Annotated in this window: 13 protein-coding genes; 6 read left to right on the top strand and 7 right to left on the bottom strand. The window is 57.2% G+C overall.

All coding sequences use genetic code 11. From position 1 onward, the window contains the following. Window positions 1–39: 39 nt before the first annotated feature. The gene (locus XI05_RS12185) at window positions 40–729 is read right to left on the bottom strand and encodes a molybdate ABC transporter permease subunit (RefSeq protein WP_271501870.1); all 690 of its coding nucleotides are present in this window, start codon (window positions 727–729) and stop codon (window positions 40–42) included. A 1137-nt stretch (window positions 730–1866) separates the two neighbouring features. Between XI05_RS12185 and dctA the strand changes: the two genes are divergently transcribed. From dctA to XI05_RS12165, 4 genes are all read left to right on the top strand, one after another. Beyond that, entirely contained in the window at window positions 1867–3189 is a 1323-nt protein-coding gene (gene dctA, locus XI05_RS12180; protein WP_271501833.1) for a C4-dicarboxylate transporter DctA, read from the top strand. Window positions 3190–3833: 644 nt separating this feature from the next. Further along, window positions 3834–6506 (top strand): PAS domain S-box protein, encoded by a 2673-nt coding sequence (locus tag XI05_RS12175; protein WP_271501832.1) that lies wholly within the window; start codon window positions 3834–3836, stop codon window positions 6504–6506. Then, window positions 6503–7186 carry a response regulator transcription factor gene (locus XI05_RS12170; RefSeq protein WP_271501830.1) on the top strand — a complete coding sequence of 228 codons (684 nt, stop codon included), beginning with the start codon at window positions 6503–6505 and terminating at the stop codon, window positions 7184–7186. Before XI05_RS12175 ends, XI05_RS12170 begins: the two co-directional genes overlap by 4 nt. Before the next feature lie 87 nt (window positions 7187–7273). Continuing rightward, complete coding sequence (locus tag XI05_RS12165; protein ID WP_271501828.1) at window positions 7274–7660, top strand: response regulator transcription factor; 387 nt, start codon at window positions 7274–7276, stop codon at window positions 7658–7660. Window positions 7661–8507: 847 nt separating this feature from the next. On the opposite strand, the gene XI05_RS12160 is transcribed toward XI05_RS12165, so the two are convergent. Together XI05_RS12160 and glmS are read right to left on the bottom strand one after the other, a co-directional pair. Continuing rightward, window positions 8508–9332 (bottom strand): Effector protein NopP, encoded by an 825-nt coding sequence (locus XI05_RS12160; RefSeq protein ID WP_271501826.1) that lies wholly within the window; start codon window positions 9330–9332, stop codon window positions 8508–8510. A 666-nt stretch (window positions 9333–9998) separates the two neighbouring features. Further along, window positions 9999–11825, bottom strand: a complete 1827-nt coding sequence (gene glmS, locus XI05_RS12155) for a glutamine--fructose-6-phosphate transaminase (isomerizing) (protein ID WP_271501824.1) — start codon at window positions 11823–11825, stop codon at window positions 9999–10001. Window positions 11826–13039: 1214 nt separating this feature from the next. Between glmS and gmd the strand changes: the two genes are divergently transcribed. Continuing rightward, window positions 13040–14125 (top strand): GDP-mannose 4,6-dehydratase, encoded by a 1086-nt coding sequence (gene gmd / locus XI05_RS12150; RefSeq protein ID WP_271501822.1) that lies wholly within the window; start codon window positions 13040–13042, stop codon window positions 14123–14125. Further along, window positions 14106–15104, top strand: coding sequence for a GDP-L-fucose synthase family protein (locus XI05_RS12145; RefSeq protein WP_271501821.1), 999 nt, complete (start codon window positions 14106–14108; stop codon window positions 15102–15104). Before gmd ends, XI05_RS12145 begins: the two co-directional genes overlap by 20 nt. A gap of 309 nt (window positions 15105–15413) precedes the next feature. On the opposite strand, the gene XI05_RS12140 is transcribed toward XI05_RS12145, so the two are convergent. The 4 genes from XI05_RS12140 to XI05_RS12125 form a co-directional block, all read right to left on the bottom strand. Next, window positions 15414–18512, bottom strand: a complete 3099-nt coding sequence (locus XI05_RS12140) for an efflux RND transporter permease subunit (protein WP_271501820.1) — start codon at window positions 18510–18512, stop codon at window positions 15414–15416. A gap of 671 nt (window positions 18513–19183) precedes the next feature. Next, the gene (panC, locus tag XI05_RS12135) at window positions 19184–20050 is read right to left on the bottom strand and encodes a pantoate--beta-alanine ligase (RefSeq protein WP_271501819.1); all 867 of its coding nucleotides are present in this window, start codon (window positions 20048–20050) and stop codon (window positions 19184–19186) included. Window positions 20051–20063: 13 nt separating this feature from the next. Next, window positions 20064–20936 (bottom strand): 3-methyl-2-oxobutanoate hydroxymethyltransferase, encoded by an 873-nt coding sequence (gene panB / locus XI05_RS12130; RefSeq protein ID WP_271501818.1) that lies wholly within the window; start codon window positions 20934–20936, stop codon window positions 20064–20066. Window positions 20937–23165: 2229 nt separating this feature from the next. Next, window positions 23166–23632: transposase (locus XI05_RS12125; protein ID WP_271501817.1), on the bottom strand; the 467-nt coding region annotated here is incomplete at its 5' end.

The following is a 23632-nucleotide window of genomic DNA, read 5'->3' as shown; positions in this document are numbered from 1 at the left end:
GCTGCTGCCCGGCATTATCGGATATGTCGGGCGGCAGTCCTAAGACGATTCGGTGCCCCTCCTGGCAGAGTGTCTGTCGATGAGTGCCAAAGTGAAGATTGTCGCAAAGCCGAACATCACCATACCACCGGCAACCACACTTGCCTCACGCCAGCGCGACGCTTGGACGTAGTCTACGACGTAGGCCGACAACACCTTGGTGCGCCCAGGAATATTGCCGCCGATCATCATCACGACGCCGAATGTGCCGATTGTATGAGAAAAGCCAACCACAGCGGCCTTAACAAACTCCAGTCGCACCGGCGGCGCCGTGATGGCAATGAAGGCATACAACGGCGAAACGCGCCCGGTCGTTTCCAACGGGAAATCGCCTATCGCAACAAAGGCGTTACGGATCGGCTGCACGACCAACGGCAGCGCCGAGAGGACCGAACCGACCACGATTCCGGCGAAAGTAAAGGCAAGCGTGTGCTCGCCCCAGAAAGAGGCGAGAACGCCACCCGGTCCGTGGGGACCGAGCAAAACGAGGACGCAAAAACCGAGAGCCGTTGGCGGCAGGACCAGCGGCAGGACGATCATCGTGGCCACCGCCTCGCTCGCAAGAGTCTTTGAGCGTGCTAGCCACCAAGCGAGGGGCACACTAATCAAGAGAAGGATCACGGTCGTCACGCTGGCGAGCTCAATCGTGAGCGCAAGGGATTGCGAGATCTCTGCCCAAACCACATCCATCTGCGTCAACCCGCCAGGGAGCGCGGGCCGGCGTATCCTGACAGTGGCGGCTTGCACGTGCGGCTCACGCGGCGAGGTGTCGCAAATCGCCAGTTGGTCGCGCTGCCGCTCGTGGCGGCCGCCAAATTCACGCGCTTCGTTTGTACCGGCAAGAGCGGCATCGCAAGCCTCATCGACAACTCCAGTGGCAGGTCCGCTTCGGATCATATGACGGCGGCAACTTCTCATTTGCGATCAGCAATTCGTGTGCCGGGTGCGGACAGTGGTAGCTCCATGCTCAGTGCGAGAGAAATTCGCGTGGACGGCGACGCACTTTGGAGTGGACCTAACACCCTGTCCGGTTTCAGGCATCTTTGTTCCCGAGCAGACAGTGACGGCCTCGCAACGAAGCGATAGAATTTATCGGCCGAAGAGATGCCTGTGTGGTTGATCGACGGCTCGCCGCGCCCGTAGTGGAGCGGACGGCAGGAGCCCGCCGTTTGGCAGCAACACGAACGCGTTAGCTGAGAACTCGTTGTAAGGCTGCTTCTGCGAGGCCGCAAAAGGCGCGAGGGGCCGCGAGCGAGGCGGCCTCGTGACCGCCCTGGCCAATGCGGATCGTCAGCACAGACCTGGGGACAAACGCCCCGTGCACAGCGCGCTTTGCCGCTAGCCACAACGCAGTTCATCCATCAAAGGCTTTTCAGAACAATCTTGTTTCCCAGGCCGCGCTTCCATCCGACAAATGCGTGCGATCCAAACTATCGATTTTACCGATGCCACGTGTTGTTGCATCGATCTCAGCACTGTGTGCATATCGAGCACGCTAAGGCTCCCAGTCGAGACGTAACTCCGCCAATGTGCGCTACGCTGCAATTATTTTTGCGACCTTGCGAATGCGGTCCGCGCTCGACTCAGCCAATGCCGCTCAGGCAGACCACTTGTCCACGACCGATCAATCGGCCGCCGTTTAGGCATCTGGTGCATATCTTGCTTAACGAGAATGGACAACGTAACTACACGCCTGCCTTTGGAAGGACGCGCCGGCTCCCCGGAACCGTCTTTAATCGGACACGGCTAAAATGATGAGTCTCGTATGACGCTGCCGCCTCTGAAGCGCGGCGGCTCACATTCGAGTATATTCGGGAAGGAAGCGTCATGACCACCATGGCAACTGCGGCGCCTGCACGCGCGTCGCAAGCTTGGTATAAGATACTCTACGTTCAGGTGCTGATCGCGATTTTTCTGGGCGCCGTGGTCGGCTGCCTCTGGCCATCTCTAGCCACCAACGACTGGATTAAGGCTCTCGGTGACGGGTTCATCAAGCTCATCAAGATGGTGATCGCGCCGATTATTTTCTGCACCGTCACATCTGGTATTGCGCATATTCAGGATGCGAAGAAAGTTGGGTGCGTCGGCGTCAAGGCGCTGTTCTATTTCGAGATCGTGTCCAGCTTTGCCTTGCTGTTGGGCCTTGTTATGGGCAATCTCGTCCAAATCGGCCATGGCCTTGCGGTCAAGCCGGATGCTGCGGCCGTCGCCAATTACGTCAAGCAGGCGGAAGCTTCGAAGACCGTCGACTTTTTTCTCAACATCATTCCCGATAGCGTGGTCGGCGCCTTCGCTCGCGGGGATGTTCTGCAGGTTCTCCTGTTCGCGATCCTTTTCGGCTTTTCTCTAATGGCTCTGGGAAAGCGTGGGGAGCGGCTGCGCGGCATGATTGACGACGTCGCGCACGCAGTGTTCGGCGTAATCGCTATTATAATGAAAGCTGCCCCGGTCGGCGCCTTCGGCGCCATGGCGTTCACGGTCGGCAAGTTTGGGCCGGCAGCACTCGGTAATTTGATCGGTCTGATCGCGCTGTTTTACGCGACAGCCGCGCTGTTTGTTGTGGTGGTGCTCGGCCTGATCGCGCGCCTCGTCGGTTTTTCAATTTTCAAATTTCTTGTCTATATCAAAGACGAGATTCTGATCGTGCTCGGTACGTCATCCTCCGAAAGCGCGCTGCCGCAATTGATGGAGAAGCTCGAGCGGCTGGGCTGCTCGAAGACGGTCGTCGGACTGGTGGTGCCAACTGGCTATTCCTTCAACCTCGACGGCACCAACATCTATATGACACTTGCAACATTGTTCATTGCCCAAGCACTCGGGGTCGATCTCTCCTTTAACCAGCAGCTCACGATCTTACTCGTGGCAATGCTAACGTCGAAGGGAGCGAGCGGCGTCACCGGCGCTGGCTTCATCACCCTCGCTGCGACATTGTCGGTGGTAAACCCAGCGCTGGTGCCGGGCATGGCAATCGTGTTTTCGATCGACAAGTTCATGAGCGAGGTGCGCGCCCTGACAAACATCATCGGCAATGGCATCGCGGCCGTGTTCGTATCCTGGTGGGAAGACGAGCTGGAGCACGGAACGCTGCAGGCTCGGCTCAACCAGCCTACAGTTTCGACCACTATCGACCCTACAAGCACAATGAAGTAGGTCTTGGATCCTAACCGCCGGCCAGGCAACTCCCCCTGAAAAGCACGCGATCAAAGAACTAGGGGCTTCTTCAAGGCGCCTCCTGGGCGGTCAAGGCTACCGTCCATCTGAATGCGGCCAGTCGTCTACGGCACCCTTCCACCGAAACCAATTGGAGACGACTCCTCCGCAGCTAGGCGTGATGGCCTAATCGCCAGGTAGGATTCGCGCAACTTTTCGTTCCTATCTCGGCACGTGAAGGCTGTGCTTTCCTCCGCCGACTGTGCCGGGGGTCGGCCGCTTGTTTCTGTTCATTGCCGGTTCGGAGGCGCGCCTCATCATTTAGCTTCAACTTCTCGGCCGAAGGTCCTCGTTCCCGGGGGCGTAAGCAGGGCGCGTCGGGGGAGGCTCAAACGAATGCCGGGAGGGCTATCGGCAGGGGCGGAAAGCAGAAGTTTCAGCTTCGAGTGCTGCCCGTCAGCGGCACCTCATCAAAAGTTTAGGACAACTATACGCATGTTTATAATGCGTTTTTTCCCCGCGTGTGCTGAGTTCGGCCGCAGGTGATCAATCTCGGACACGCTCGATCCAAGCGTCGAGGATTGCCCCATTTTTGCCTAAAATGCTATAGCTCTCCCGCCGGAGAACAGCCCGGACGGTCTAAAATGTCTATCCAGATCAGCAGTCTTAAACGTTCAGCCCCTCAGTTGACCTTCGGCGGCATAACGCTAGCCGCTGTTACATTGAGTTGCGTATATCTTAATGCCCATTTCGCCGCGACGGCGTTCGCCTATTTGCTAGTAGTCTTGCTATTTTCGTTGATGGGCAGCTTCATCGCGTCATCCGCGCTTTGCATCATGGCAATCGCTGCTCTCGCATACTACTTTGCGCCGCCGGCGTTCAGCCTCCAAATCGATGACCCCCGCGATCTGCCAGCGGTTGTCGCATTCTTTATTGTCTCAATTGTAGGAACGTACCTGATCGGAAAGCTCCGCCAGGAAAGAGAGGCAGCGCGTGTAGCTGCGGTCAAGCTTCAGCGGAGTGCGGCGGATTTGGAGGATCGTGAAAAACGGTGGCGAGCAATCTTCGAGCACAATCCGGCCATGTACTTCATGGTCGATGAAGCCGGCACGGTCCTTAATGTCAATACATTCGGCGCGACACAACTCGGCTATGCTCCTGCAGAACTGATTGGCCACTCCGTGCTCGGCATATTTCTTGAGGAGGATCGCGCATTCGTTCACAAATGCATTCGGGCGTGCCTTGAGGATATTGGACAATCGCGCACGTGGGACGTCCAGAAAGTCAGGAAGGACGGCTCCGTATTGTGGGTACGTGAAAACGCCAAGGCCATGCTTTGGGCCGAGGACCGACCCATTGTCCTTATCGCCTGCGAAGATGTCACCGAGCGAAAGCAGACCGAACTTGCCCTGCAGCGGAGCGAAGCGCATTTAACCCAGGCGCAGGAGTTGAGTCATACAGGCAGCTTCAGCTGGAACGCCACCACTGGCGAGGCGTTCTGGTCAAAGGAAACATTTCGGATTTTCCAATTAGATCCTCAAACGATCCCCTCGCCGCAGCTTGTCGTTGATCGCACTCACCCAGATGATAGGGCTTCGGTTAAAGAGGTTATCGATGGAGCGATGCGAGATTTGAGCGGTTTCGAGCACGAGTATCGATTGCTGCTGCCAGACGGCTCTGTGAAGCACATCCATGCGAAGGCACGGCTCACGAGAACCGCTTCTGGTGAAGTCGAGTTTGTTGGGGCAGCTACCGATATTACGGCAGCGAGGAGAGCAGAACAGCAGTTGCGTCGCAGCGAGGCCTATCTGGCCGAGGCCCAGCATCTCACCCACACAGGCAGCTGGTCCTGGGACGTCCACGGTCTAGATTTCGTTTATCGCTCCGCGGAAGTTGATCGACTGTTTGGCTTTAACCCGCAAGAGCCGGTATCGATAGAGACCATTCGCTCGCGCATCCATCCGGAAGACTTGCCGCGGTTGCAGGAGGTGCAGCGCCAGGCGAGAGAAAAGGAGCAGGAGCGGTTCGAATATGATTTCCGTGTTCTTCTGCCAGATGGCGGGATACGGCGTATACACTCCGTTGCGCATGTTGTCGCCACTAGCGATGGTAAGGTCGGCGAGCTGATTGGAACACATATGGATGTCACCGATCAACACGCAGCTAGGGAACGCCTGGAAAACACACTTGTCGCGCTGCGCGAAAGCGAACAGCGCTTTCGCGACTACGCCGAAACAGCTTCCGACTGGCTCTGGGAGACCGGTCCAGATCATCGGGTCACTCGCTTATCCGAGCACACCAGCACTGCAGGAATTTTGGCCACAGGATTGATAGACCTGCCTCGCTGGGAGATTGCGTGCGACGTCGAAGACGAGCCCGAAAAGTGGCGGCAACATCGGGCGACGTTGCAGGCGCATCAGCCGTTTCGGGATCTCGTCTACCGCACAGTGAATAGGATGGGATCTCCGATCTACGTCCGCACGAGTGGCAAACCTTTCTTCGACGGAAACGGCAATTTTCTGGGTTACCGTGGCGTCAGCACTGACATCACAGCCATTATTCGCGCCGATCAGGCCGAACAAGACCTGCGAAAGGCACAGGCGGAGCTTGCCCATGTGACGCGTGTAACGGCGTTAGGAGAACTGACAACCTCCATCGCCCACGAGATAAACCAGCCACTCGCCGCTATTCTCACCAACGCCGATGCGTGCCTTGGATGGATGGCTCGCGAAGCTCCCGATCTTGCCGAAGCGCGCTCTTCAGTGGAATGGATCATCGAAGACGCGATCCGGGCAAGCGAGGTGATCCGTAGTGTTCGCGCACTCGCGAAGAAAGGCGAGATTGAGATGGTGCCGCTCGACATTAATGATGTCGTCAGGGACGTCATTGCGCTGGTAACACGAGAGCTGGTGAGCCACCGGGTGACGTTACGAACCGAGTTGATGGCCGTGCTGCCTAGGACCCTCGGTGATCGAATTCAGCTACAACAGGTGATCATCAATCTGGTAATGAACGGAATCGAGGCGATGGACGCAATTGCAGACCGGCCGCGCGAGCTCCTGATTCAATCATCCAAGGACGATCTGGGGCGCGTGCAGCTTGCCGTGACCGATTGCGGCGTCGGGATCGCTGAGAAGGACGCTGACCACGTCTTGGATCCCTTCTTCACCACCAAGTCGAGTGGCCTTGGAATGGGACTTTCGATCTGCCGTTCTATCGTGGAAGCTCACGGAGGGCGGCTGTCGTTTCTTCAGAAAAATGAACCGGGCGCGACCTTCCAGTTTGTCCTGCCCGTGCATAAGGAGGCCATCCAGTGACAGGACCGTTTGACTCGCCAGGTGAGGGTAGCAGTGCCGAGGCCTCGACGAAGGCGATCGTCTTTGTCGTTGAGGATGACATCTCCGTGCGCCGCTCGCTTACTAACCTTTTTAAACAGGTAGGATTGGAGGCCGTTGCGTTCGGATCGGCCCGGGAAATGCTGCAGAGCACAATTCCGGACGTCCCGAGCTGTCTAGTTCTTGATGTCCGGCTGCCAGGCCTGAGCGGCCTTGACTACCAGACCGAGCTGGCCAGGTTGAACATACACATCCCGATCATTTTCATCACTGGTCATGGGGACATTCCCATGACCGTCAGGGCCATGAAGGGAGGTGCGGTCGATTTTCTCAGTAAGCCCTTCCGCGATCAGGAACTGCTTGATGCCGTGGTTGCGGCGACCGAACGCGATCGCAAAAGACGGGAAGCTCAGCGGACCGTCGCGAACCTGCAGTGTCTATTCGAGACCTTAAGCCCGCGAGAGCAGGCTGTGATGAAACTGGTCACGGCCGGCCTGATGAACAAGCAGGTAGCCGCCGAACTTGGGCTCGCCGAGATTACGGTCAAGATCTACCGGGGTCACGTAATGAAAAAGATGCGTGCCCGGTCGCTCGCCGAGCTGATCAGAATGAGCGAGACGCTGGGGCTTCGCGCAAGTCGTCCTGAACAAACGCAAGTATGATTTTACAGCTTCATCTCTCCAGCCCATCTTTCGCCGAAGGTGGCTAGTGCTTTGGCAGCCGCTGTTCCCGCGTCAGGAGGGCTTATCTTGTCCACGCCTTTGATTTCTGTCGTTGACGACGACGCCTCAGTCCGTGCGGCGACAGGGAACCTCTTGAAATCGCGTGGCTACGTCGTGCAGATATTTGCGTCGGCCGAGGCGCTCCTGCGGTCGCCGCAGTTGAACGAGATATCCTGTGTCATTACCGATGTGCAGATGTCGGCCATGAGCGGGCTGGAGCTGCTGGCGCAAATGCGGACGCGTGGCTACGAAGCACCATTCATTTTTATTACAGCGTTCCCCAGCGAGCGTGTGCGCACGTCAGCCCTGGAGGCGGGCGCAATTGGCTTCCTAGCCAAACCATTTGGCGGACAAGAGTTACTTAAGTGCCTCGACAACGCACTGAAGGCATATAACGCCCGAGGCGGTATCTGATTCCAACCTGCAGCTTGAGTTGATGTCCGATCTAAAAGCTCGTGGGCAACAATCAAGTCGGCTGGCAACGTGTTCTCAGTCCGAACCCCGGCTAACTCCAAATATGCTACGGCCAGCAATTTCTTGCGCCTCTAGGCTTTACGGATTTGGGCGGCTGCAGACAGACTATCCTGCGGAGACGCTGGCACGGGCTCATTCCACGCCTACGCTCATGGTAATGCAGAGCCGTCGTTGCGCCTAAGCACTTCTTAGCTCCATCTGGAGCGAGGTTATCTATTCCATTGCAGAGCAGAGTTGCCCGAGTGCGCCCGGCACGCACGAGATTGGCTATGCTCAGCCGTACCGCGGTGACTACGAAAATGGGGCTTCGCGTGTAGCCCCTCATGTCCTACGCACCGCTTCTCTGGTGAGAGTGTTCTGCACGATCCTCGTGTTCACCAGATCCTTACGTCCGTTCAGCGGGCCCGGGTTGTCCATTGGGCAGCCGCTTCGCTGTACATTGTTGCTACAGACTCTCGTCCGGCGTCCACGCGATTATTTCTTCGCAAGCTTCATCTGCAGAAGACTTGTGATTCAAGCCGTCCAACGTGCTCGGCGCCACCCGTCCCGCCTCCGGTTGGCGGGGGGGGCAGAACAGGTCGTCGCCGCAGGCGAGCATTCTCAGCAATAGGCTCGTTCAATAGGCCCCTAATTGCGCAGGCGCGAACAATCAGCAACTGCTCAGCCAAGGAGAATTGAGGAGAGAGCATTCTGAGCTAAGCAAGGCACTCTGGCTAACCGTCGCCCGCCGCACGGAAGTGCGGAGCAGGCTAGATCACCAGGGGCCAAATGCCCGGTGATTCCATGGTCACATGAAATCATCTTCATAATCGTATGTTGAAGCACTCGCTGGCATCTCGATTTTGCGGTCTTGGCTGTCGTCAGCTTTGCGAAGATACCGCGAAGCGGTGCCTTCTCGCTGCCACTTGCCCTCGCCATTCCTCACCCACTTGTCTGACTTCGCTGGGTCGAGGACCATGTTATCGGCGTCAACCTCGACGAACCCCATCTTTGCAGCACGGGCTCTTGCCTCCGGATTCGCCGGACGCAAATTTAGCAGCGGCCGCTCACCGGCGATTCCAAGTTGATGCTCGAGCAGAATATCGCCAGCGTTCTCGACAAGCGGATGAACGACCTGAAGATCTACAGTAGCAGTCGTCCCAGATCGCCCGGGAAACAGCTCCTGCCAGTTTTCGACCTCGAAATTCGTCATGCTGTCGCCCCCTTCCATTCGTAGAAGACCGACACTCTCGCTTCCTAATTGATAGCTGAAGTATCGCGCGTTATCAGAATCTGAAGCTGTTCCATATCTCTGCGCAACCTCTGCAGTTCGTGCCGCTTTCCGAGAGACGAAGTCCGAATATTCCTGTGGGTTCTCGGCGATTTTCCTGATTTCGTCGCTGTGATAGCGCTGTGCTGCCATTCTGAACGACCGCTTATCGAGCTCTACGATAGGCGGGCTTGAATCAAGCCAATAGGGCCGTGTTGTCGAAGACGAAGTGCCGCTGGGGTTTGACGGGGCTAAACGCAGCTGCCGAAACGTATCCGCGAAACTGTCTGCGTCGTTTTGCTCATCAGTCTCGTCAAGGGGAGAGGATGTGAAATAGGACGAGCCATTGATCCGATTATACATGCAATTGGTGCTCCGGTCGGACATGAATTTCCACGTCTGGTTCAGGCTTGCTAGGCCCTGCGGCGCAGATAGGGACTCAGGCTTACGAAAATCTGACGTGAGGCTGCCGGCCGCCCTCACGCTAGCTGACGCAGGGTCTGCTTCTAATGGAACGTGGCGCGCTTGCGCATTGATTCACTAGGTTGGATGAGAAGCGAGCAGTGCGAGGATCCTCCTCCGTTGGGAACGGTCGATCCACGATTCACTGCCGATGCCAATTGGATTCCTCTGCATCGATCGCGATACTGGGCAGAAGCGCATTGTAGAGCGCGCGCTTCATGACGGCTGCATCGCGACCCCTCCAATCCCAGCATACGGTTTGGAGCATCATCAGGCCAATCAAGGCGGAACTCTTGGCTCCTGTGGCGGATTGCAAATGGCTCCTGAACGGCTTCGGCAGCACCTTGCAGGCCGACAGGCACCCAAAGCCTCCTATAGGGTAGCCGATCCTACTACACTGAGGCGGGCTGACGGTAGCATCGATCGAGGTTGGCAGACCCCACGGCAGCTACCAGCGACTCCGGATCAGGAACTCGTCGAGATCCATGACCCACCAACCGAGGAAAGGAGCCGCAAGCCAAACGCGTCGGCGCCGAAACCTGACGCTTCGATAGCAACACTGCAGTCTCATTCCACAGTGACGGACTTCGCGAGATTGCGCGGCTGATCCACGTCCGCGCCGCTTACGAGGCCGGTATGGTAAGCCAAGAGCTGGACCGGAATGGCATAGACCATCGGCGTAAAGCTTGCGACCATTGTTGGCAGAACGATGGTCACGAGCGTGTCCACCGTCGCTTTCGAAGCGCCCTTCGCATCGGTGATCAGGATGATCTTGCCGCCGCGAGCCGCCACTTCTTGCATGTTCGAAATGGTCTTCTCGAAAACGCCATCGTAAGGCGCGATTACCACCACAGGCATAGCCTCATCGACCAGTGCGATCGGCCCGTGCTTAAGCTCGCCGGCGGCGTAACCTTCTGAGTGGATATACGAAATTTCCTTCAGCTTGAGCGCGCCCTCCAAGGCCAGCGGAGCCGATGTGCCACGACCGAGGTAGAGTGCCGCCCTCGCGCCGGCGATATAGCGCGCGAGCTTCTCAATTTGCGGCTCGACTAACAAGGCCGCAGCGACCAACCGCGGCACCTCGATGAGCTCTTGCACGAGCTTCGATTCATCGATTTCAGACAGCTTACCTCGCTCTCTCCCTGCTGCGATGGCAAGCACCGCCAGTACCATCAGCTGGCAGATAAATGCCTTGGTGGAAGCGACGCCGATCTCCGGCCCCGCCAGCGTCGGCAGAACGGATTCGCTCTCGCGCGCAATCGTCGATGTCGGGACATTAACTACAGATATCGTATGCAGGCCCTGGCCCTTGGCGTATCGCAACGCAGCTAGTGTGTCGGCAGTCTCGCCCGACTGCGAGATGACGATCGCGAGATCGCCCCGGCGCAGAGGCGCCTCCCGATATCGAAACTCAGAGGCTACATCTATCTCCACAGACAAGCGCCCCAGCCGTTCGAACCAGTATTTGGCGATATGCCCGGCGTAGCTTGCCGTGCCGCACGCAATAATTGAAATGCGCTGAATGGAATTGAAGTCGAAGGGCAATGCGAGCGGCAGCGCTACCCGCTTGGCCGCCTCATCGAGATAATGCGCCAATGTCTGCGCGACCACTGTCGGCTGCTCGTGGATTTCTTTAGCCATGAAGTGGCGATAATTCGCCTTGTCCGCAAGCAGAGACGACACAGCAAACTTTGATGTTTCCCGTCGGGCGACACAGCCGTCTGCACCATAGATCGTGCACGTCGCGCGCGTAAGCACTGCCCAGTCACCGTCCTCAAGATAGGTAATGGTATTGGTCAGAGACGCGAGCGCGATCGCATCAGATCCTAGATACACTTCGCCGTTACCATGTCCGATCGCAAGAGGCGATCCCTTGCACGCACCGATTAAAAGATCCTCGTGGTCCTTGAAAAGGAATGCCAACGCGAAGGCACCGCGCAAGCGCGGCAACGACGCCTGCACCGCATCCTGCGGCGAGTAGCCGTTTTCGAGGTAGAACTCGACGAGATGCACCACAACCTCGGTGTCCGTCTCTGAGTAGAACTCAGCTCCATTTCGTTCCAGCTCAGCTCGGAGTTCGCGGAAATTCTCAATGATCCCATTATGAACGACCGCGACATTTTCCGTCGCATGCGGATGAGCATTGCTCTCGGTCGGCTTTCCATGAGTCGCCCAGCGGGTGTGACCGATGCCGCTTTGACCTACAGGGGCACTATAGCGCAACTGCTCCTCAAGGTTTCTCAGCTTACCTTGAGCGCGGCGGCGCTCGATACGGAGACCTTCGAGAGTCGCGAGACCCGCTGAGTCGTAGCCACGATATTCCAGTCGCCTGAGCGACGCGACCAGCTTCTCAACGACCGGACCACGTCCCAAAATGCCAATAATTCCACACATATCAATCCATGCAGCCCAACTTCGAGGAGCCTGGCGTCCGCGCTATAGGAGCCCGTGATAGAACTCGCTTGCCCGACAACAACGGGGTTCAAGTTCGAATCTTCCGCGGGCGCCTTTATCGCATCTGCATTCGCCCGCGTGATTTAGATCTATTTCCAGCCATCCGCTTCATTTCTTCCTTTAGCTAGCTAGTCGAATAGACGCTGCGATGGTGTCGCCAACGCCGTGACCGCCTCGACGAGAGCCGAACGTGCAGTTGCGCCTGCGCGCCGACATCCAGCTCGGCACAAACAGACTCACCCGAACTAATGAGTGTCTCACGACCCCCCTTCTAAGTTTCCAAAACAAGGAGCAGCGACACCGCCCCCCGCGATGAAGTTGATGCGCAACAACTGAGTCTATGCGTCTCAGGATCGAGTCGAGAGAGCGGTCACGTTTTGTCTCGGCTCGCCTCAGACACTGCCCACATCCTCTACATGGTCTGCTGGTGATATACCTGCGCGGCGGCTCTAGCTTGAATTGTCTAGTTCTCCTGAGAACGAATTTCAGGCGCGGGCTCAAGAGACTTGTCATACTGGGACTGAGGCAACTTACGTTCAGTCAAGATTAGAGGATCGGCGTCGAAGCTCCATTGTACTAACGTAAACTTTCGTTATCGAAACGTTCGACGGTCTATACCAACGTTTGCCAGTCCTTCTCATTTTGTTTTACGTCGGCTGTGCATCGCTTACTGCAAACCAGCTATTTGGGACCGGCGGGGACTATAGTTGTTATGCCGACCGTTAAGACTGGGTCTCCTATTCGGAAGCCGCAACCCGCCGCTCCTCTGCGCCTCCCTGAGAGCGCGCGGATGCATACATGCGGGTGAGGACAGATAAGCCTCACAGATGGACGCCATCTGTCTCATTGGAAATATAGCCAGCCGGAAAGCGCGCCCGAGCGGGCGTACCGGCGCTTACAATTCATCTCACCTGCCTAGGATCATCGCCGTTGCGACGTCGCCTGAGTTTCATCCCCTTAAGTTCAATGTGTTGGCAGGTCCATCTATAAATCAACGTATATGGTGTTGTATTCCTTCATGAGGTGTATGACAGGGGCTAACGATCGCGCTCCTTTAGTGAGATTGGCGCGCGCGTGCGCATCTCGATTTTCGGGAAGCGACTACGCAATGGCTTTTCATAGCGAACTCTTTCGGCGCAAGTAAGCGAGACATCATGGTGGCTCACAATTCAAACCGGCGCGTCGCGATGATTACTGGTGTCACCGGGCAAGATGGCGCATATCTCGCCCAGCATTTGCTCGGTCTCGGTTACACCGTGCATGGGGTCAAGCGCCGGTCGTCCTCCTTCAACACCGCGCGCGTCGATCATCTTTACAAGGACCCGCATGCCGCCGATGTGCCGTTCTTAATGCACTATGGAGACATGACCGATTCGTCCAACCTGATCCGGCTAGTGCAGCAGATTCGGCCGACCGAAATCTACAATCTGGCCGCACAGAGCCACGTCCAGGTCAGTTTCGAGAGCCCGGAATACACCGCCAATGCCGACGCGATCGGTGTGCTGCGCCTGTTGGAAGCTATCCGCATTCTCGGCATGGAAAAGGAGACGCGCTTCTACCAAGCCTCGACCTCCGAGCTTTACGGCCTCGTGCAAGAGGTGCCACAGACGGAAACCACGCCATTTTATCCGCGTTCGCCCTATGGCGTCGCCAAGCTGTATGGCTACTGGATTACGGTGAACTACCGTGAGGCCTATGGTATGTTCGCGAGCAACGGCATCCTGTTCAATCATGAGAGTCCTACCCGCGGCGAGACTTTCGTCACTCGAAAAATCACCCGCGCCGTCGCCGGCATCGAGGTCGGCCTCGAGGACAAGCTCTATCTCGGAAATCTCGACGCCAAGCGCGACTGGGGCCATGCCCGCGACTACGTCGAAGGCATGCACAGGATCCTGCAGGTGGACGAGCCCGGCGACTTCGTGCTTGCGACCGGCCAGACGCGGTCTGTCCGCGAGTTCGTCGAGCTGGCGTTTGCCGAGGTCGGGCGCTGCATCGTATGGCGTGGCAAGGGCGTCGAGGAGGTCGGCGTTGATAAGGCTTCTGGCAAGACCCTGGTACAGGTCGATCCCACCTATTTCCGTCCAACCGAAGTCGATCTTCTGATCGGGAACGCCAGCAAGGCGCGCGAAAAACTCGGCTGGGCGCCGAAAACGTCGTTCTCGCAAATGGTGAAGGAAATGGTCGCCAGCGATCTCGTCCAAGCCAGACAGGACGCAGCAAATGGCAATCGCGGCGTTTGAGCTGAAAGGCAAGACCGTTTTCGTCGGCGGCCATCGCGGCATGGTCGGCGCGGCTCTGATGCGCCGACTGGCACGCGAGCAGGTCGATCTCTTGACGGTGTCACGAAGCGAGGTTGACCTGCGTGACCAAGCCGCGGTGACTGCCTGGTTTGCAGCGAAGAGGCCGCAGGCCGTGTTCCTCGCCGCAGCCAAAGTCGGCGGTATAGTCGCCAACAACACCCTGCGCGCCGAGTTTCTCCACGACAACCTCGCAATATCGAGCAACGTGATCCAGGCTGCCCATGCCAACAGATGCGAGAAGCTGATGTTCTTCGGCTCCTCCTGCATCTATCCACGCCTGGCGCCGCAGCCACTGCGAGAGGACTCGATGCTGACCGGCCCGCTGGAGCCGACCAACGAGCCCTATGCAATCGCCAAGATCGCGGGCATCAAGATGGCCGAGGCGTATCGCAGGCAGTACGGCGCCGATTTCATTAGCGTGATGCCGACCAATCTATACGGGCCTGGCGACAATTATCACCGCGAATACAGCCACGTCATGGCCGCGCTGATCCGCCGCTTCCACGAGACCAAGATTGCGGGCGGAAGCAACGTCGTGGTGTGGGGTACCGGCAAGCCGCGCCGCGAATTTCTCTACGTCGACGATCTCGCCGACGCCTGCATCCATTTGATGAAGACCTACTCCTCGCCAGAACCGGTCAATATCGGCACCGGCGAGGACATCAGCATCGCCGAGTTATCACTCATGGTTGCGGCCGCCGTCGGCTTTCGCGGTGAGATCAGTTTCGACACGTCGCGCCCCGACGGAACGCCGCGCAAGCTGCTCGACGTCAGTCGGCTATCCGGGCTCGGCTGGCGCGCCACCACCTCGCTCAAGGAGGGCATTCAGCTGGCATACCGGGCGTTTCGCATTGAGAGCGATCGAGGGCACAAGAGTGATCGGCTTGTTCTCGAAAAGGACGCCTGCATCACGGATTAGAGCAACCCCACCAACGATCCGAATGGCGGGCCGAGCCATTCACGATGATTGGTAAATCCACCTTTTTATCAAGAGAGCACCAACTGTCTTTTGCCCCCCTCCGGTGGGTCGAGCTTGGTTCCGATGCCGTGAATATCCGGCGCCGCTTCGCCTAGCAGCCACCAGCGGACCACCGAAGTATTCTTCTCCGAGCAGATGAGGCGCCCAGCTCGGCGCCAAGTGCGCGAAGTCTCGACGCGCCAGTAACTTGAAGCGGTCCTAGGCTCCTTCGCGCGCACCACGGAGCAAACCCACATCTATTTGATGTCATTACCTAGCCATCTCGGCATCAGCAGTGCCGGTGAAGTCGAGCTCGGTTAGGTTCGCGTGGTCGGCGCTCGCGTCGTCACGGTGATCGGACGCGATCGCCACGTAGAAGGCTGGGAGAACGAACAGCGTGATCAGAGTGCCGACAGACATGCCGGCGGCGAGGACGAGCCCGATCGAGAAGCGGCTCGCCGCTCCAGCTCCCGTTGCAGTCAACAAGGGGATGAAGCCCGTGACCATCGCCGCCGTGGTCATCAATATTGGGCGCAATCGGACGCGCGCCGCCATCTCTATAGCCGAGCGACGGTCAAATCTCTCATTGAGCTGCAGCTCATTGGCGAACTCAACCATCAGGATGCCGTGCTTAGAAATCAACCCGACAAGTGTCAACAGTCCAACCTGGGTGTAGATGTTCATGGTCGCCCAGCCAAAGAACGGCGGAATCAACGCGCCGACAATTGCCATCGGCACGCTGATCATAATGATGAGCGGGTCGCGCAGACTTTCGAACTGAGCCGAAAGCACCAAGAATATGATGATGAGTGCAAATACAAATGTAATGGCCAGTTGATTACCCTCTTGCACATACTGGCGCGCGTCGGCCAGGAAGTCGTGGCTGAAGCCTGCGGGTAGTTTCTTCGCCTCGGCTTCCAGGAAATCCACAGCCTGTTCGATCGTGACGCCAGGCATCGGCGCTGCCTGAAAAGTCGCGCAATTGAGCTGGTTGTAGTGGGTGAGCGCGTTCGGATCGGTGGCGGTCTCGATGGAGACTACAGTAGACAGTGGAAGCATTGAGCCTGTCGCGTTCTTTACGTAATAGCTCCCGATTGCTTGCGGCACCAGACGTTCCCCTCGGGGAACCTGCGGGATCACCTGGTATGAGCGGCCCTGCAAATTGAAGCGGTTCACATAGTTTCCCCCCAGTAACGTGGCAAGCGCATTCCCGATGGTCTGCATGGTGATGCCAAGCTCGTTAGCCTTGGATCGATCGACCTTGATTCGTACCACCGGCTGGTTGAACTCCAGGTCGGAGTCGCTCACCATGAACAGGCCGCTCTTTCGCGCGGCATCCTTCAGCTTTGACATCTGCTCATAGATGGATTGGAAGCCAAGGGTTGAATTGATCACCATCTGCACTGGTAGCCCGTCCGAACCGCCCGGAAGCGGAGGCAAGCTAAAGGCAAACGCGTTGATGCCTTCGATTTTTGACAGCTCGGCCTGGACGAGGGACTTTAGTACAATCGATGATCGCTTGCGCTCGTCCCAGGGCTTGAGCAGCATGCCCGCGAGGCCACTCTGCTGGCCGCTAACGCCATTGAGCACGAAGCTCAAGTCAGTCTCTGGAAATTTCTGGAACGCGTTTTCGAGCCTGGTGCCGTAATAGTCGAGGTAGTCGATGTTGGCGTATTTCGGCGCCTTCGTTAAAGCGAATACGATCCCTTGATCCTCCTCGGGGGCGAGTTCTTTGGAAGTGTGCATATAGAGAAAGCCGACGAGGCCAAGCATGGTTAGCGCAAACAGGCCCGTAACCGGTCGATAGTCAAGCGAGCGGTCGAGCTTGCGGCCGTACCACTGTGTCATGGCGCCGAACCCACGGTTCACAAATCGTGCAAACCGTCCCTCCTCGTCGCGCTTCAGGAGGAGCGAGCACATCATCGGCGACAGCGTCAAAGCGATCACGCCCGAGACGATCACCGCTCCCGCTAGCGTAAACGCGAACTCGCGAAACAGCGCACCGGTGAGGCCGCCCAGAAATCCGATTGGGGCATACACCGCAGCCAAAGTAATCGTCATCGAGACGATGGGGCCGACGATCTCGCGCGCTCCAGCTGTGGCAGCCTTTCGCGGCGTTGCACCTTCTTCTAAATGGCGGTGAATGTTCTCTACCACCACTATCGCGTCGTCGACTACGAGACCGATAGCGAGTACCATTGCAAGGAGGGTCAAGAGATTGAATGAAAACCCCAGCACGAGCATCATGCTGCAGACACCAACGAGCGACAACGGAATAGTGACAACAGGAATGATGACCGAGCGCAGCGAGGCCAAGAACAGGAAGATCACGACCACAACGACCACGACGGCCTCAATGAGCGTCTTCTCAACTTCATCGATCGATGATTGAATAAATTTGGTGGAGTCGTAGGCTACTTTCATTCTCAATGACGGCGGCAGGTTACGCTCAATTTCTGGCAACAGCCCTCGAACGCCTCGCGCTATGTTTAGAGGATTTCCTTGCGGGCTCGCCTGCACGCCGACAAAGACCGCGTGCTCGCCATTCATCGCGACACTAACGTCAGCAGTCTGCGCGGCAAGCTCCACTACCGCAATGTCCTCCATGCGCACAAAGCCACCGTCATTGGCCTTCACGATCATGCGCTTGAAATCTTCGATACTCCGCAGATCCGTGTTTGCCGTGACATCGGAGATAGTGAAATAGCCCTTGGTCTGACCCGCCGCGGCCTGGAAGTTGTTAGCGGCGATTGCAGCCGAAACCTCAGCCGGCGACACGCCGTACCCGGCCATTTTCGCACTATCAAGCCATAGCCGCATCGCAAAATTCTGGCCGCCCAGAATGTCTGCCGCTGCAACGCCGTCGACCGTTGAGATAACCGGTTGCACAACGCGTGAGAGATAGTCGGAGATCGCACTTGCCGCCAGTTCCTCGCTGGAGAAGGCGATGTACATGACAGCAGTCTTCTGACCCGTCGACTTCGTGACAACTGGATCACTTGATTCCTTTGGGATCAGGTATTTGACTGAGTTGACCTTGGAGAGCACCTCCGTGAGCGCTTCGTTGGGATCAAAATTGAGCTTTATGTAGACTTTGATGGTCGAAGTACCAAGCACAGACGAGGAACTAATGTAGTCAACCCCCCCGGCGGACGCGACAGCCTGCTCCAGGGGAGAGGTGATGAACCCCTGGATCATGTCGGCAGAAGCGCCAGGATAGGACGTCGTGATATTGACGACCGTATTAGATAGCTTGGGATATTGCCGGATCGGCAGTACGGTGGCCGCGCGCAAGCCGATCAGCAAAATCAAGCAACTGACGACGATAGACAATACCGGACGTTTGATGAAAAGCTCGGTAAATGCCATATCAACTCATGTATCAAGAGTGGGATGCAAATTCGCCGCACTTATAAAGCGGCAATGATCACCAATGCTGCGGCTGTGCTAGCCCCCGGTACGAGGGACGCGCTATTGGCTACTCTAAGAGCTCACGTGCTCGCGGGTGCGGACGCACTATCCTTCGCTTCCATGTTCGTCGCTCGAGTGAATGTTATTCCGCTGCTCTGATGGCTAAATCCTCGTCTCGATGATCGGCGCCTGCTATAAAGCCCCTGTCTTCTCAGCCGGAGGTCCTGACTCCAGATGTTCGTCGTAACGACTGATTGGAGCTTAACGAATTATGCAAGGCAGCAGCTCAGGTTTCGCACTGACCCGCAGACCAATGATTGAGGTTCGACGTCGAAAGTACAGGCGACGTGACCGGCGCTCAACTCTACAAAGGTAAATGGGTGATATAGCCTGAGCTATAGAGCACTATACGAAGGTTTGTCGAATTGATCGCTGATCGCCGTAGAGCAAATCTGGTGATGTTGCCGGACACAAAGTTTTAGGTCCCACAATATTCCATGCGCACCGGCTACCTATCCTCGCTAAGTCGCTAAACAAAGTTGCGTTGGAGTTGGCCCTTCGCTACCAGCTCGACGCGCCTTTCGGAGGTGCTTTGAGCATTTCTTGCCGCTCAATATGCTGCGCGCGGTTTAGCCACGCATTTCGCTACCGAGTTGGCAACCCAGTAAGACGTTGTCGATCAGACGCGTTGAGCCAACGTAGGCTGCCGCACAAAGCGCCGCGGGGCGCCGCAGTGGACTATCGGCGGTTTTGAGCGTGTCACCGTCGACAAGTTCAAGATACTGCAGTCTGTCAACTGCCTCTAAATGCCCCTTGGCGACCGCAATCAGCTTTTCTATGTTGCGCTCTCCCGAGCGAAATTCGTCGAGCGCGGCGGATAGTCCCCGGTTGATCGCAAGAGCCCGCTGACGCTCTTCTTTGCTGGGATAGCGGTTGCGGCTGCTCATTGCGAGCCCATCGCGTTCGCGAACGGTTGGTACAGTGACCATCTCGATTGGGAGATTGAGATCAATCACCATGCGACGCACGACTGCGCATTGCTGAAAATCCTTCTGCCCAAAAAATACGGCATCGGGCTGCACCATGTTGAACAACTTGCATACGACGGTCGCGACACCGCGAAAATGCCCAGGCCTGAGGACTCCGCACAGAGGTTTGGCGAGGTCGCCCGGTTCAACGAAGGTTTCGAAATGGCTCCTATAAACTTCCTGTGTATCCGGCGCGAAGAGGATCGCAACACCGCCATCACGGCACAGTTCCTCATCACGTAGAAAGTCGCGCGGATAGCTGCTGAGATCCTCGTTTGGTCCGAACTGAGTGGGGTTGACGAAGATGCTGACGACCGTGACGTCGCATTGCGCCTGGCTCGCCGCGATCAGCACCATGTGGCCATCGTGAAGATAGCCCATTGTCGGCACCAATCCGACCCGTCGATTGGCGCCGCGGGATTTAGCGAGAGTACGGCGAAGTTCAGCGACCGTCGTGATTGTTTGCATGTGGAGCTCTATATCAAGTTGGGTTGGACGGCGCCCAGGTGGCAATTGACTCTCCGACGCCTTCGGGAAGCCTATAGGACTCTTGCGGTCCCGGGAATGCACCACCGCGGACATCCGCGGCCCAGCGCGAGAGCGCATCATGCAAATGCTGAAAGCCTTCTGCATAGGCGCGAACGAATTTGGGGCGATGACCTCCAGTGAGGCCCAGTACGTCGTGAAACACGAGCACCTGGCCTGAACAGTCCGGGCCGGCGCCGATCCCGATTGTCGGTATTGTCAAGGACTTGGTAGCTCGAGCAGCAAGCTCGGCCGGAATGCCCTCCAAGACCAAGGCGAAACAGCCGGCCTCCTGCAGAAGGTGAGCATCATCGAGCAAACGCAACGCTTCATCCGCTTTCCGACCCTGCACTTTGAAGCCGCCCATCACGTTAACGCTCTGAGGCATAAGACCCAGATGACCCATCACAGGAATGTCGCAATCGGCGAGGGCCCGTACCATCTCGATTCTCTTGCCACCGCCCTCGAGTTTCACTGCAGCTGCGCCTCGCTGCAGGAATCCGCCGGCATTGCGTATCGTTTCCTCGACGCTGACGTGGAAGCTTAGAAACGGCATATCGGCGACGAGTAAAGCACGAGGCTTGCTACGTACCACGGCATCCAGATGATGGTTCATCATCGCAACGCTCACTGGAAGCGTATTTTCGAATCCAAGGCAAACGTTACCCACACTGTCACCGACAAGAATGATGTCCACGGACGGATCCGCGATACGCGCCGCAACCGCGTCGTAGGCAGTCGTCATGACGAGACGCCGACCGTCCTGCTTCCACCGCTGCAGCATGGGAATTGTGATGCGATCGATCGGCTTCTCCGAAACGTGGCTCATTTGGACCTCAGTTCGATTTTGCAGGTGCGAATGTGGCAAAGCTTGAACTTCGGTTAACTCGCCGACGACTTCGAAGTCATAGCTATCCACAGCGACGAAATGATCGAATATGTCGGGTGATCAGCAGTCTAGTTGCTGCGAAACGCAGGTGAACCTCTTCGGCTTTAACTTAACTGACCGCGTCCCGGAGTTCTTGTTGCGGATGTTTACGATCTTCATGGTGGAGGGCCGCTGCGAGATAAGGGGGTGGATCGAGGGCTGATGGAACCGTGGTAATGAAGATTGCCTCCGTCTCATGCTTCGCGGCGTATACTGTTCTCGTTTGAAGAAATTCAGCCTTCCGCGCAAACGGTACTTCCTAGAGAGCGTGGAAGAAAATTGTCAACTTGCACAAGAGAAAAAGAAATCGACGGCTCAAATTTGGCCCGGGAATGGATGAAAATCCTTTTAGTTGCGCCATCATTGCCGCGAGACTTTCTTCGCTTGTCTGTTAGTAATGCAGGCGTGCGTCGGCTTCCGCCGATTCGCCGACCGGCTGCCGCTGTCGGCGACCGATCCGGTCTGCTCTAGAGCAGCTAATACTGCGGCCTGACAAAGATCGCATTTCCAAGCACCGCAGCAGCAGATCTCGATCGCTAAAGAGGCCAATAGAACTTGGTGCCGATTTACTCGAGGCCGAGGCGTTCGCCCGCTTTAGCGGGAAGCAAAGGTTCGTAGCGGGGTCCGTTGTCGGTCCTGACTTGCTGGTCTTGACGCCGACGCTTGTGGCGTCCCCGGCTTGAGGACGGCCGCGGCGCAGCCCTGACGATCGCTCTTCATCGCCTTGCTGAAGGTATTTCGGGAGGCATCCTCGATTTAGATGCCGACATAATCCTGGCCAGGTTCTTCGCCGCGTACCCGCAGGCTGCTCTTTCAACCGGCCGGCACGGTTATACTTGCCCAGCTTTTTGATATCGATGTGTCAGCTCACGGGATGTTCACGTTCATGGTCGTCGCACTCCGACTTCGGCGCATGTGGCAGGCAGAGTTTGGCTCGGCGTTCAAAGAAACCTTGTAGAGCGATCACGCTATCGACACCTGCCCTTGCGGAACGCTTGACCCACTTGGCGACGGACTTGGCCTGAATTGCAGCGTGGTTGGCCTTTGTCAGGCTCTCACGCTCGGCACCATGGTTTCCCGATCTCTCGGCGTCAAAGCCGCGTCCTTATGCATGCCTATCAATTCTCCAGGAGTGGGCTAAACCTTCGCTAACTCCAGCTTCCTCGTTCATGACCTGTTGGACAACCTACCGAGAGCTCACACTAGTGGGCTCACAGACATGCTACCCGAACCGGCTGACACTCATGCGCCCCCTCTAAAAGCGCGCGTATGCGCGCAGCGATCTGCCGTGCTTCCTTCGGCCGCAGGTTGGGTTTCATGCAATCGAGTATGGTTAGCATTGCCTGGACTTCGTCCATGTTCAATGTGGCGACCTTGCGATCTGATAGTCCCAGAGACTGATCGGAGGCACGGACCTGCTTGGCTACAAGCACCGCAAGCGCTTGCGACCGCAGGGTCGTGATATGCCGCTCCAATATATGCATTTTTGGCCTGTAGCTGCCCTAGGCATGGTGTCGCAAGCGCTGGTGGCCAACCCGGTCACAAGGATTGGGGCTGGCCACCTTTGCTCCCATGAGGCTCAAATTCTCAAGGGTCACTAAGTTATATCTGCGAGAAGTAATGAAGGGCACCTACCAAAATAGGTCGGCCCCATCTCATCGTCGCCCCTCTAAACTGGGCCTTTGCCTTAAAGCGATTGGAGACACCAGCATGACCAGACACGTGGGCGTAGATAGAAAACAGTGCATAAAAGCCAATGTCAGGCCAAACGCACATGAGAGGCGCAAGAATGTTGGCAGGGCAAGTCCAGACGAAGCGCGATAGAATGAGAAGATTATCCGAGACCTTGAAAGCCGCGACAGGAAGTACCGCGTTGAAGAATCGACCACGCTGCGGGCGTCGTCGTCGCCACACGTGGCGAACACAATTGCATCAAGACAACAGCGCACTGGACTAAGCCAAAGCACTCTCCTTTCCCTTGCTGAGTGTTGGCGAAAATTGATCGGAAGCAGTGTGGGTGCGACTCGGCGCCGTTTGGTTGCGCTGGAGCAGACGCTGTCCCTACCCCGCCCGTGGAGATGTCCCGATCGCTGTTGAACTACGTCGGGCCGACGTTGCCGGAACGAATGATTACGCGGCCCTCGTGACATGGGCAACGGGCTTGATCGTCATGCGATCGTGGTGAGCTTGAAGGGCCGCACGCAGAACCGACAATTGCTTATGCGCCTTCAATCGCCGGAAGCCCTTGTTGGCCTCGATCATGCCGGCCGCGACCCATCGCAAGGCCATACCGGCATCCCGCCAGCGTTTGACGTTGCGCGTGACGCGGCGAATGGTGCCCATCATGTTCTCGGCGATGTTGGTACAGGCGAGCGATCGACGAAGCTCCTTCGGCAGCTTCAACCGGACGACGGTCAGGATTTCGTCGAGGCCTTCGAGGATGCTCGCCGCTACGCCGGGCCATTGCTGGTCGAGTCGACGCGCGAGATTGCGGATCAATTTTTCGGCCTTGTCGGCGTCATCGAGCTCCCAGGCCTGGCGCAGCACCCGACGGGTGGCCGCATGATGCTCTTTCGGCAGGCGTTCCATGATGTTGC

It is taken from the genome of Bradyrhizobium sp. CCBAU 11357, assembly GCF_028128865.1.
GTDB lineage: Bacteria > Pseudomonadota > Alphaproteobacteria > Rhizobiales > Xanthobacteraceae > Bradyrhizobium.
Note: the sequence above shows the minus strand (reverse complement) of the source record. Positions and strands in the feature narration are given on the sequence as shown.

What these genes read in the sequence shown, in the direction of transcription:
- XI05_RS12160 (WP_271501826.1), bottom strand. Translation starts at nt 9,332, where the DNA reads ATGTATAATCGGATCAATGGCTCGTCCTATTTCACATCCTCTCCCCTT.
- panC (WP_271501819.1), bottom strand. Translation starts at nt 20,050, where the DNA reads ATGCAAACAATCACGACGGTCGCTGAACTTCGCCGTACTCTCGCTAAA.
- dctA (WP_271501833.1), top strand. Translation starts at nt 1,867, where the DNA reads ATGACCACCATGGCAACTGCGGCGCCTGCACGCGCGTCGCAAGCTTGG.
- XI05_RS12175 (WP_271501832.1), top strand. Translation starts at nt 3,834, where the DNA reads ATGTCTATCCAGATCAGCAGTCTTAAACGTTCAGCCCCTCAGTTGACC.
- XI05_RS12140 (WP_271501820.1), bottom strand. Translation starts at nt 18,512, where the DNA reads ATGGCATTTACCGAGCTTTTCATCAAACGTCCGGTATTGTCTATCGTC.
- panB (WP_271501818.1), bottom strand. Translation starts at nt 20,936, where the DNA reads ATGAGCCACGTTTCGGAGAAGCCGATCGATCGCATCACAATTCCCATG.
- XI05_RS12145 (WP_271501821.1), top strand. Translation starts at nt 14,106, where the DNA reads ATGGCAATCGCGGCGTTTGAGCTGAAAGGCAAGACCGTTTTCGTCGGC.
- glmS (WP_271501824.1), bottom strand. Translation starts at nt 11,825, where the DNA reads ATGTGTGGAATTATTGGCATTTTGGGACGTGGTCCGGTCGTTGAGAAG.
- XI05_RS12185 (WP_271501870.1), bottom strand. Translation starts at nt 729, where the DNA reads ATGGATGTGGTTTGGGCAGAGATCTCGCAATCCCTTGCGCTCACGATT.
- gmd (WP_271501822.1), top strand. Translation starts at nt 13,040, where the DNA reads ATGGTGGCTCACAATTCAAACCGGCGCGTCGCGATGATTACTGGTGTC.